Below are 10,904 nucleotides of genomic sequence, written 5' to 3'. Positions count from 1 at the left end.
GGAGAGGGAGGCGTTCAGGGTGGGGTGGGGAGGGGGGTCGTTCAGGGCGAGGGAGAGGCCGAAGTCGGCGAGGCGTTCTCCCGCGCGCAGGGCGTGCGCGCGTACGCCCGGGTCGTCAAGGCGTTCGCTGCCCTCCGCGGCGGCCTCCAGCCCCGCTCGCAACGCGGCGAAGGCGCCCGGCCGGTCGCCGCGAAGGCTCCGTTCGAGGGCCACGGCGTGGTGCCGTACGACGCGGTGTGTCCGGCCGGCGGGCGGTTCGCCGCTGGTGAGGAGGCGAAGCTCGGCCTCGGCGGCGGCCGGGTCGGACAGCCGGACCGCCAGTTCGGCGGCGGTGAGCCGGAGCCCGGCGGCCGGCGCCGTCCAGCCCCGCTCCGCCAGCCGCCCCGCCAGGCCCCGGACCTCCTCGAGCAGCTCGCGGGTCGGCTCCTCGACGGCCAGGCGGGCGCGGAGGATCACCTCGTCGGCCAGCGGCACCCAGGCATGCCGCCCCTGACCGGCCAGCTCGCTCGCCGCCAATTCGGCGGTGGCTCTCGCCTGGTGCGGGTCGCCGACCAGCAGTTCCACCTGGCCGAGCAGCAGCCGGGACTCGGCCAGCGCGAGCCGGGCGCCGGCGGCGGCGAGGTCGGGGACGGCCTGGCCGAGCAGAGCGCGGGCCTCGCCGGGGAGGTGGGCGGCCAGCAGCGCGCCCGCGAAGTCGGCCCGCATGGCGGCGAGCCGTTCGGGATAGTCGGCGAGCGCCTGTTCCGCTGCCTGGTATCCGGTGAAAGCGGAGGGGATGTCGCCGCGCCGGGTGGCGACGAAGGGGAGGTTGGCCTCGGCCAGGGCCGCGACATGGTCCAGACCCGCCTCCCTGGCGATGGTCACACACGATGACAGGTCACCGGCGGCGGCGTCGTACGACTCCAGGTAGGTGTGGGCGATGCCCCGGTTGAGCAGGGCCCCGGCGAGGAACAGAGGGTCACCCGCGCCGGTGAGCCGCTCCACGGCCATGTCGCACTGGGCCACGGCCTCCTCGCTCCGGCCGAGCTGGACGAGCGCCATCGCGCGCTGCACCCTGAGCCGTGCCGGGTCGAGGCCGGTCAGGTGCCCCTCGGCGAGGTCGGCGACGCTCAGCGCGCCCACCGGGTCGCCCAGCTCGGCGCGGACCGTCACCAGGGAGAGCCGGGCCTGGGCGGCGCGCTCGGGCAGGTCCCGGGCGGCGGTGATCGCCTGGCCGAGGTGCTCGGAGGCGGGCGTGAGGTGCCCGAACTCGCGCGCCGCGAGGGCCAGGGCGCGGTGGGCGACGGAGACCGCCTCCGCGCACCCGGCCGCCCGCGCCTCCGCCAGGATCGCCCGCGCCCGCTCACGCGCCCGCCCCGGATCGGCCCCCGCCTCCCGCACCGCCTCTTCCGCCGCCACCACCAGCGCCCGGAACGCGTCCGCATGGGAGGAGCCGGACGCGTCCGCGTCAGGGGAACCGGCGACCCGCGCATCTGACGGAGTCGAGATCGGGTCCACGGGCGGGGTCGAAATGAGGTTCTCGGCCTGAGGTGAGGCGGTCCCGGGTGGGGACGAGACGGGGGTTTTGGGCGGGGTGGGGGTCATGGGCGGAGGCATTGCCAGCGGGTGGCCACTGGGGGGAGGCCGGGGCGGTGGCAGACGATGCTGAGCCATCCGTGTGGCAGGCCGGTGGTGGCGAACTCACCGGTCTCGGACGGGAAGCGGATCTTGCTGATGTGCGGTGTCCTGATCTCGACGCGGGAGCCGTCACCGGGCGCGGGACGTACCTGCCCGGCCAGGTCGATGTGGGTGTCGCCGATCGTGACCTCCACGTCGATGGTCACCCCGCCGGCGGCGAACCGGAGCAGCCGAGGCGCCCCGTCACCATGACGACCCCCGCCACCAAGCCTGCGACCCACCCCGCCGACGCCGATGGCGTCGGCACCGAACCCGGAGAGGGGGTCGCCGTCGCCTCCTGAGCGGGTGCCGGAACCTCCTGAGCGGGTGCCGGAAGGGGGCCGTCGGCCGGGTCCGACGTGCGGGGGTGGGCCGACGGGGACCGCCGTAACGGCTCCCGGCAGCCGCAGGCCGTACACGGCGCGGGCGTCGGCCGAGACGCGGGCCGGGATCGGATCGGAGCCCGCCGCGATCCGCAGGGCCGCCAGGAGGTAGTCGTCGTCGCTCACGGGTCATCGTTCCTTCGGTGGTCGTCCTCGAGGAGGGTGCGGAGGCGGCGGAGGCAGCGGATGCGGGTTGGGCCGATGCTGCCGATCGGCATGCCGAGGCGCCGGGCGAGTTGGGCGTAGCCCGCCTCGGGGGCGGTGACGATCAGTCGCAGGAGCGAGCGGCAGGGCTCGCGCAGGGTGTCGACGGCCGCCCACAGCCGCCGGCCCTCGTCCTCGCTGAGCAGCGCCGCCGCGGGGTCGCCGTCCATAGCCGGGATGTCGGCGGGCAGGCCGGTCAGCGGGGCGCCCGCCCGGCGCCGGCCGATGCGGGCCGCCTCGTGCCGGGTGGTGGTGACCAGCCACGCGCCGACGCGCTCGGGGTCGCGGATCGAGGGGAGGCTCTCGACCAGCCGGAGCCACGCGGCCTGCACCGCGTCGGCGGCGTCCGCGGGGCCGAGGCCGAACGCCCGCGCGACGGCCCACATGCGGTAGCCGAAACGCTCGACCAGCTCGCGCCAGGCCGTCTCGTCGGGGAGATCGAGATCATAGGGCATGTGATGACTTCATGTGGTCGGATGATTGCTCTCGGTCATCACCCTATCGACGTGCGGGGACGCGGACCCCGAGATCGGTGAATCGCCTGCCGTCCGGCCGGTCGAGCACGTGGCCGGCCGCCTCGCCGGGGGACATGTGGCGGGCCGCGGCCGCGATGGCGCCGGCCACCACGGCGGCGGCGAACGACGTGCCGCTCCAGACGGCATAGCCCTGGAACTGGTCAAAGTCCACGAAACTACTGGTCAAAGCCTCACCACGGGCGCACGCGTCCACCCAGGGGCCGTACGCGGAGAACCTCGCGCGCCCGTTCTCCGAGGAGTCCAAGGCTCCGACGGCGATGACCCGAGGCAGCGCGGCGGGCCAGAAGGGCCGCGAGGAGGCCGTGTTCCCGGCGCAGGCGACGATCACCGTGTCCGGGAATCCGGCCAGGGCGCGTTCCACCAGCGGGGACGGCCGGTCGTCGTAGGTGAAGCAGCCGAAGGACAGCAGGAGCACGTCGACGCGCGTGTCCCGCAGGGCGTCCAGCGCCCGCAGGACGCCCGCCTCGTCGCCGACCCCGTTGCTGTCGAGCACCCGCACCATGCGCAGCCGCACGCCGGGGGCCTGGCGCAGCACCAGCCCGGCGATGAACGTGCCGTGCCCGGCCTGGTGGTCGAGAAGCCCGTCCCCGTCGGCGTCCAGGACCTCGTCCGGCTGGCCGCGGAACCAGCCGGCGCCCGCGTACCACGGGTGCGGGGCCACGCCGGTGTCGAGCAGCCCGACGGTCACCCGGGACGGTTCGCCCGGCTCATGCGCGAGGGCCGCCGCCGGGCGGGGCGCTCCGGTGGGCCCGCCGAAGAACAGCGGCTGGCCGGTGACGACGTGGTTGGGGGAGACCTCGTGACCCCGCTCGGTGAGCGAGGCGGCGATCTCGCACGGGTCGGCCCCCGGTGAGAGCCGCAGGAGGAAGAGCCCGTCCAGACGCTCCACCGACTGTGTCCATCTCGCGGCGGGCCGCACGGACCTGGCGAGAAGGACACCGGGCCGGATGAGGGCGGTCCGGCCCGGTGTGTGCTCCACTTCCTGCACGCTCACCGGCGACTCCCTATAGGCGAGGTAAACACGGAATGCATCTTTCCCAATGCGGAGAGTTGGCAAGCGTGATTAGGTATGACCCGGCTCTGGTGCCCCGCCACGACGGACGGTAGTCTCTCCCTCAGTCACTTGTGATCATCCCAGTATGAGGACGTTGGGGAAGGCGCACCTCGTACGAAACGGGAGGTCCGGTGTCTGCTCGTGGCGTGCTTTACGTCCACTCGGCTCAGCCCGCGCTTTGCCCGCACATCGAATGGGCGGTCGCGGGTGTGCTTGGCATACCCGTCGACCTGTCGTGGACTCCGCAGCCGGCCCAGCCTGGCACGGTGCGCACGCAGGCCGAGTGGGAGGGCCGGCCCGGTACGGCCGGCGCGATCACGTCCTCCCTCATGGGCTGGCAGCGCATCCGTTTTGAGATCAGCGAGGACGCGTCCACGGGCGTGGACGGCTCGCGACATGCCTACACGCCGACATTGGGCGCCTTCACGGCCGTCATCGGCGTGTCCGGCGACATCATGATCCCCGAGGACCGGCTGCGTAACGTCATGCTCATGGCCGCCCAGGGCCGGGTCGTCCTTGAGGAACAGCTCGACCGGCTGCTCGGAAAGCAGTGGGACGAGGAACTGGAGCCGTTCCGCTACGCCGGCGACGGCGCCCCCGTCCGCTGGCTGCACGCCGCCGTCTGACCCCCCACCCGCGCCTGCCTCCCCACTCCCCGGGCGTTCCCCTTGGACCGTTCCGGAGGCCGCCCGGCCGCCGGAACGCCAAGGTCGCCGAGAAAGCCGGGAAGCCGGGAAGCCGGGAAGCCAAGGACGGACACGCGGACGCCCTCCGTCCCAGTGGGGGACGGAGGGCGTCGGTGGCGTGGGTCAGAGGGGGATGTTGCCGTGGGCGCCGCGCGCGGGGGTCGCCTGGGCGAGGACCTTGGCGATGGCCGTGCGGGTCTCGGCGGGCTTGATGACCTCGTCGACGACGCCGCACTCGACGGCGCGGTCGAGGCCGCCCGCCACCTTCTCGTGCTCCTCGGCGAGCCGGGTCTCCAGCGCCGAGCGCTCGTCCTCCGGAGCGGCGGCGATCTCGCGGCGCTTCAGTACCCGCACGGCCGCGAGCGCGCCCATCACGGCGAGTTCGGCGGTCGGCCACGCGAACACTCTGGTGGCGCCAAGGGAACGGGAGTTCATCGCGATGTACGCGCCGCCGTACGCCTTGCGGGTCACCAGCGTCACCCTCGGGACGGTGGCCTCGGCGAAGGCGTGCAGCAGCTTGGCGCCGCGGCGCACGACCCCGTCGTGCTCCTGCCCGACGCCCGGAAGGTAGCCGGGGACGTCGACCAGCACGACCAGCGGCACCCCGAAGGCATCGCACATGCGGACGAACCGCGCGGCCTTCTCGGCGGAGATCGAGTCGAGGCAGCCGGCCAGCCGCATCGGGTTGTTGGCGATGATGCCCACCGTGCGCCCGCCGAGGCGGCCGAGGGTGGTGACGATGTTGGGCGCCCACTTGGGGTGCAGCTCGACACCGGGCTCGTCGAGCAGGCCGTTGACCAGAGGGTGCACCGAGTACGCCCGGCGGGCCTCCTGGGGCAGCAGGCCGGAGAAGTCGACGTCCCGCACCGAGTCGAGGCGGACGCGGCCCTGGTGGCCGAGCAGGACGGCCAAGCGGCGGGCGTGCACCAGTGCCTCGGTGTCGGTCTTGGTGACCACGTGGACCACGCCGCTGCGCTTGCTGTGCGGCTCAGGCCCGCCGAGCGCGGCCATGTCGATCTGCTCGCCGGTGACGCTGCGGACGACGTCGGGACCGGTGACGAAGATGCGGCCCTGGTCGGAGAGGATCACGATGTCGGTCAGCGCGGGCCCGTAGGCCGCGCCGCCGGCCGCCGGGCCGAGGACCACGGAGATCTGCGGGACCACGCCGGAGGCGCGGGTCATGGCGGCGAACACGCGGCCCACGGCGTGCAGGGACTCGACGCCCTCGGCGAGCCGGGCGCCGCCGGAGTGCCACAGGCCGACGATCGGCACCCGCTCGCGGACCGCGACGTCGTAGGCGTGCACGATGTGCTCGCAGCCCTCGATGCCCATCGCGCCGCCCTGGACGCGGGCGTCGCTGGAGAAGGCCACCACGGGCACGCCCTCCACGCGTCCCATGGCGGCGAGCGTGCCGCTGCGGTCCACGGGGGAGATCAGGTGGACGGAGCCCTCGTCGAACAGCGCGGTCAGCCGGAAAAGCGGATCGCGAGGATCAGGGGCCTCCTCGTCGGGGCCCCCGGTCACCACCTCGTTGTCGAGCACGGTCACTGTCGCTCCAAATCAGATGCTGGCGAAGGCGACGGCGACGTTGTGGCCGCCGAACCCGAACGAGTTGTTGATCGCGGCGATCTGGCCGGAGGGTAGCGGGCGCGGCTCGCCGCGCACGATGTCGACCTCGACACCGTCGTCCAGGTTGTCCAGGTTGACGGTGGCCGGTACGACGCGGTCGTACAGCGCCTTGATCGTGAAGACGGACTCGATGCCGCCGGCCCCGCCGAGGAGGTGGCCGGTCATCGACTTGGTGGCGGTCACGATGGGATGGTCGCCAATGATGTCCTGGATCGCCAGGGCCTCGACGACGTCCCCCGCGGGGGTGGAGGTGGCGTGCGCGTTGACGTGCCGGATGTCCTTGCCGGTGAGCCTGGCGTCCTCCAGGACCCTGCGGGCCGCGCTTCGCAGGCCCGCGCCCGTGGGCTCGGGCTGGGCGATGTGGTGGGCGTCCCCGGAGTAGCCGACGCCGGCCGCCTCGGCGTAGACGCGGGCGCCGCGCCCGAGGGCGTGCGCCTCGGACTCCAGGACGATGATGCCGGCCCCCTCGCCGAGCACGAACCCGTCGCGGTCCTTGTCCCAGGGACGGGACGCGCGGTGGGGCTCGTCGTTGCGCGTCGACATCGCCCGCATCGCGGCGAACGAGCCGAGGTTGAGCGGGTGGATGGCCGCTTCGGTGCCGCCGGCCACGACGACGTCCGCCCGCCCCGACCTGATCATCTCCATGGCGTAGCCGATGGACTCTGCACCGGTGGCGCAGGCGCTGACGGTGGCGTGGACGCCCGCCGTCGCGCCGAGCTCGATGCCGATCCAGCCCGCCGAGCCGTTGGGCATCAGCATGGGGACGGTGAAGGGGGAGAGCCGTTGCCAGCCCTTCTCCTTGAAGACGTCGTACGCCGCGAGGATGGTGGTGATGCCGCCGATGCCGCTGCCGACCACCACGCCGAGCCGGTCGGGCGCGACCTTGGGCGTGCCGGCGTCCCGCCAGGCCTCGCGGGCGGCGATCACCGCGAACTGCTCCGCCCGGTCGAGGCGGCGCGATTCGGGCTTGGGGAGCACGTCGGTGGGTTCGACGGCGGCCCTCGCGGCGAACTTCACCGGAAGCAGGTCGATCCAGTCCTCGGTGAGGGTGCGGACGCCCGACTGTCCGGCGAGGAGCGCCGACCAGGTCGAGGCGACGTCTCCACCGAGGGGCGTTGTCACGCCAAGCCCGGTGACAACGACACGTACCCGGTCTCTACTCACTTGATGCGCTCCTTGTGATCGTCGCGAAGCATGATCCACACTCGGCGTGGGGCTCGGCGCCCTGACGTGCCGGGCACCCGATACGAGCTAGTTCTGGATGAAGTTGACGACGTCCTTGACGGTCTTGAGGTGCTTGAGCTGGTCGTCGGGGATCTCGACGCCGAACTCGTCCTGCGCGGCGACGGCGATCTCGACCATGGACAGCGAGTCGATGTCGAGGTCGTCCACGAAGTTCTTCTCCGGGGTCACCTCGACGGCGGGGATGCCGGTGATCTCGTTGATGATCTTGCCGAGGCCCGCGAGGATTTCCTGCTCGGTCACTGCCATTTCGCGATTTCTCCTTGGGTTGGGTGCTTCTTTTTGTGTGTACGGCGAGCCGTGCGGGCCTCCGTACGGGTTCAGGGGACCTCGACCACTTGGCCGGCGTAGGTCAGGCCGGCGCCGAAGCCGAGCAGCAGGGCCAGATCGCCCGTCTGGACCTCACCGCGCTCGATCATGCGGCTGAGCGCCAGCGGGATCGAGGCCGCGGAGGTGTTGCCGGCGAGCACGATGTCCTTGGCGATGACCGCCTTGTCGGCGCCGAGCTTGCGGGCGATGGTCTCGATGATGCGCAGGTTGGCCTGGTGGGGCACGAAGGCGGCCAGCTCGGAGGGGTCCACCCCGGCACGGTCGCAGGCCTCCTTGGCCACGGGGTGCAGCGCGGTGGTCGCCCAGCGGAAGACCATCTGGCCTTCCTGGTGCAGGAAGGAGCCGCGGTCCTTGACGATGATCGCGTCGGACTTGTCGCCCGCGCTGCCCCACACGACCGGGCCGATGCCCGCCGTCTCTGAGGGGCCGACGACGGCCGCCCCCGCGCCGTCGGCGAAGATCACGCAGGTGGCCCTGTCGGTCCAGTCGATCCACTGGGAGAGCTTCTCGGTGCCGACGACCAGCACGTTGGTCGCCGATCCGGCGCGTACGGCGTCGCTGGCGGAGGCCAGGGCGTAGCAGAAGCCCGCGCAGGCGGCGTTGACGTCGAACGCGCCGGGCGCGTCGATGCCGAGCCGGTGGGCGACCCGGGCCGCGGCGTTCGGGATCTGCGCCTCCAGGGTGCAGGTGGCGACCACGACCAGGTCGATGTCGCCGGCCGAGAGCCCGCTGGCCGCCAGGGCCTTGCCGCCCGCCTGGACGGCGATGTCTATGTCGGACTCCTCGGGGCCGGCGATGCGGCGCTCCTTGATGCCGACACGGCTCTGGATCCAGGCGTCATCGGTCTCGATGGTCTTGGCCAGGTCGTCGTTGGTGACCACACCCGCCGGCTGGTAGCCGCCGAACGCGAGCACCCTGGCGCCCGGAGCGCCCCGCATGATCCTCACTGGACGGTCTCCTTGCTGATCACGGCGCGGGCTGCCGCGAGGTCGTCGGGGGTCTTCAGGGCAACCGTCTCGACGCCGCGGAGCGCCCGCTTGGCCAGGCCGGTGAGGGTGCCTCCGGGCAGCAGCTCGATCATGGAGGTGACGCCGAGGCCGGTCATCGTGGCCATGCAGCGGTCCCACCTGACCGGGCGGCCTACCTGGTCGATCAGCCGCTGGACGAACTCGGCGCCGCCGGCGACGGCCTCGCCGTCCGCGTTGGACAGCAGCGTCACCGCGGGGTCGGCGGGGACCAGGGCGGCGGCCTCGGCGCGGAGGTGCTCGACCGCGGAGGCCATGTGGACGGTATGGAACGCTCCCGCGACCTTGAGGGAGATCAGGCGGGCGCGGGCCGGCGGGTCGGCGGCGAAGGCCGCCAGCTCCTCGGTCGTGCCGGCCGCGACGATCTGCCCGGCCCCGTTGATGTTGGCGGGCGTCAGCCCGTGGCGCTCGATCGCCGCGAGGACCTCCTCCTCGGCGCCGCCGAGCACGGCGGTCATGCCGGTCGCGGTGACCGAGGCGGCCTTGGCCATGGCCTGGCCGCGCTCGCGGACCAGGGCGATGGTCCGCTCGGGGGTGAGCACGCCGGCGATCGCGGCGGCGGTGAACTCCCCGACGCTGTGACCGGCCACCACGGCGGGGGCTAACGGGGGCGCGACCGGGTCGCCTTCGGAGTCCGTGCCGAGCAGCACCTCGGCGGCGGCGAGTCCCGCCGCTACCAACAGTGGCTGCGCGATGGCGGTGTCACGGATCTCGTCGGCGTCGGCCGTCGTCCCGTAGGAGATCAGATCTAGGCCGGCGACATCCGACCACGCGGACAGACGGTCACGAAGACCGGGGATCTCCAGCCACGGCGACAGGAAGCCCGGAGTCTGGGCGCCTTGGCCGGGAGCGACGATGACGAGCACAAAATCCACCATGCCCTGTAGGAGTTCACCACACTGCTAATGATCCGTACGAACTTTGTCGGGGGGTCTTTGTAGGAAACCTCTAGTGGAGGTTTCCGGCCCGTTACCGAACCCTGGTTAGGTTACGGTTGCTCGCGACAGCCTGCCGAGGATCAGTCCGACCTGTAACGTGAAGGCGGATCTGCCCTCGGTCGGCAGATACCCGGTCAGCTCTGTGATCTTCTTCAGACGGTAACGCACCGTGTTCGGATGGACGAACAACAGACGCGCCGTGGCTTCCAAAGATGTGCCCTGCTCCAGATACGTCGCGAGTGTATCGAGGAGCGGCGTGCCCTCGAGCGGCCGGTAGACGTTCTCGATCAACTGGGCCCTGGCGTCGTCGTCGCCGTCGATCGCCCGCTCGGCGAGCAGGTCCTCCGCGAGCACCGGCCGGGGCGCGTCGGGCCATCCCGTCGCCGCCCGCAGGCCCGCCGTGGCCGCGCGGGCCGAGCTGGCCGCCGCGTGCAGGTCGGGCACCTCGGGGCCGATGACGATCGGGCCGGGCCCGAAGCGCGGCACCACGTGCCTGGCGGCGTCCTTGATGCTGTCGGCGCCGCCCACGATGACGATCAGGCGGTCCCCCTGGACCCCGGCCAGCAGGTCCTGCCCGAGGCGCCGCCCCTTGTCGCGCATGCCGTCGATGACCGTCTGCGGGTCGGCGTCCGGCGCGTACCCCGCGAGCACCACCACCGGCGAGGACGTCCAGCCGAGCGCCGCCGCCCAGGAGTGCAGCCCGTCGTCCACCTCGCCCCGCACGAGCGCGTCCACGATGAGGGCCTCAAGGCGCGCGTCCCACGCGCCGCGCACCTCCGCCTCACGGGCGTAGACGTGCGCGGCGGCGAACGCCACGTCGCGGGTGTAGCGCAGCATGGCCTGCCGGAGCAGCTCCTCGCCGCCGGGCGCGGCGAGGTCCTGGACCTCCGCCTCCACGACCTCGACGACGATGCGCACGAGGTCCACGGTCTGCTGCAGCGACACCGAGCGCTTCAGTTCGCGGGGGGCGGTGCCGAAGATCTCGATGCTCGGGGTCGGCCTGCCCTCGTCGGCGTGCTGGAACCATTCGACGAAGGCGGCGATGCCGGCCTGGGCCACCAGCCCGACCCAGGAGCGGTCCTCCGCCGACAGCGCGCGGTACCACGGGAGCCGGTCGTCCATCCGGGTCATCGCCGCGGTGCCGAGACTGCCCATAGCGCGCTCCAGCCGCCGCGCGGTGTCCTCACGTACCCGGTCGTTCACCCCCCTAGGGTGCCAGGT

The 10,904-nt window shown here is 72.7% G+C and carries 10 protein-coding genes and 1 pseudogene; 1 reads left to right on the top strand and 10 read right to left on the bottom strand.

Annotation, left to right across the window (positions count from 1 at the left end):
- The 4 genes and pseudogenes from NYZ98_RS37580 to NYZ98_RS37565 all read right to left on the bottom strand — a co-directional run.
- Positions 1 to 1,497: pseudogene (locus NYZ98_RS37580) on the bottom strand (hypothetical protein); the annotation flags it as partial.
- Between the two features lie 83 nt (positions 1,498 to 1,580).
- On the bottom strand, positions 1,581 to 2,165 hold the full coding sequence (locus NYZ98_RS37575) for a hypothetical protein (protein ID WP_262849503.1): 585 nt from the start codon (positions 2,163 to 2,165) through the stop codon (positions 1,581 to 1,583).
- Positions 2,162 to 2,698, bottom strand: a complete 537-nt coding sequence (locus tag NYZ98_RS37570; RefSeq protein WP_262849501.1) for an RNA polymerase sigma factor — start codon at positions 2,696 to 2,698, stop codon at positions 2,162 to 2,164. The genes NYZ98_RS37575 and NYZ98_RS37570 overlap by 4 nt, the downstream gene beginning before the upstream one ends.
- 43 nt (positions 2,699 to 2,741) lie before the next feature.
- The gene (locus tag NYZ98_RS37565; protein WP_262849499.1) at positions 2,742 to 3,773 is read right to left on the bottom strand and encodes a S8 family peptidase; all 1,032 of its coding nucleotides are present in this window, start codon (positions 3,771 to 3,773) and stop codon (positions 2,742 to 2,744) included.
- A 191-nt stretch (positions 3,774 to 3,964) separates the two neighbouring features.
- Between NYZ98_RS37565 and NYZ98_RS37560 the strand changes: the two genes are divergently transcribed.
- Positions 3,965 to 4,459, top strand: coding sequence for a DUF3145 domain-containing protein (locus NYZ98_RS37560; protein ID WP_262849496.1), 495 nt, complete (start codon positions 3,965 to 3,967; stop codon positions 4,457 to 4,459).
- A 183-nt stretch (positions 4,460 to 4,642) separates the two neighbouring features.
- Here NYZ98_RS37560 and NYZ98_RS37555 read toward each other — a convergent pair whose 3' ends face one another.
- The 6 genes from NYZ98_RS37555 to NYZ98_RS37530 form a co-directional block, all read right to left on the bottom strand.
- Complete coding sequence (locus NYZ98_RS37555) at positions 4,643 to 6,067, bottom strand: acyl-CoA carboxylase subunit beta (RefSeq protein ID WP_262849494.1); 1,425 nt, start codon at positions 6,065 to 6,067, stop codon at positions 4,643 to 4,645.
- 12 nt (positions 6,068 to 6,079) lie between these two features.
- Positions 6,080 to 7,312, bottom strand: coding sequence for a beta-ketoacyl-ACP synthase II (fabF, locus tag NYZ98_RS37550; protein WP_262849492.1), 1,233 nt, complete (start codon positions 7,310 to 7,312; stop codon positions 6,080 to 6,082).
- Between the two features lie 87 nt (positions 7,313 to 7,399).
- Entirely contained in the window at positions 7,400 to 7,639 is a 240-nt protein-coding gene (locus NYZ98_RS37545; RefSeq protein WP_262849490.1) for an acyl carrier protein, read from the bottom strand.
- A gap of 71 nt (positions 7,640 to 7,710) precedes the next feature.
- On the bottom strand, positions 7,711 to 8,658 hold the full coding sequence (locus NYZ98_RS37540; protein ID WP_262849515.1) for a beta-ketoacyl-ACP synthase III: 948 nt from the start codon (positions 8,656 to 8,658) through the stop codon (positions 7,711 to 7,713).
- A 5-nt stretch (positions 8,659 to 8,663) separates the two neighbouring features.
- A complete protein-coding gene (locus NYZ98_RS37535) occupies positions 8,664 to 9,611 on the bottom strand; it encodes an ACP S-malonyltransferase (RefSeq protein ID WP_262849512.1) in 948 nt (315 codons plus the stop codon).
- 117 nt (positions 9,612 to 9,728) lie between these two features.
- Entirely contained in the window at positions 9,729 to 10,838 is a 1,110-nt protein-coding gene (locus NYZ98_RS37530; protein WP_262849510.1) for a PucR family transcriptional regulator, read from the bottom strand.
- Positions 10,839 to 10,904 lie beyond the last annotated feature (66 nt).

The sequence above is a fragment of the Sphaerisporangium corydalis genome (genome assembly GCF_025506355.1).
GTDB lineage: Bacteria > Actinomycetota > Actinomycetes > Streptosporangiales > Streptosporangiaceae > Sphaerisporangium > Sphaerisporangium corydalis.
This window is presented reverse-complemented; position numbering and strand designations above follow the sequence as displayed.

Bases quoted from the DNA above. Each gene is read 5' to 3' on its own strand.
- NYZ98_RS37570 (WP_262849501.1), bottom strand. From the start codon at position 2,698: ATGCCCTATGATCTCGATCTCCCCGACGAGACGGCCTGGCGCGAGCTG.
- NYZ98_RS37545 (WP_262849490.1), bottom strand. From the start codon at position 7,639: ATGGCAGTGACCGAGCAGGAAATCCTCGCGGGCCTCGGCAAGATCATC.
- NYZ98_RS37540 (WP_262849515.1), bottom strand. From the start codon at position 8,658: ATGCGGGGCGCTCCGGGCGCCAGGGTGCTCGCGTTCGGCGGCTACCAG.
- NYZ98_RS37530 (WP_262849510.1), bottom strand. From the start codon at position 10,838: ATGGGCAGTCTCGGCACCGCGGCGATGACCCGGATGGACGACCGGCTC.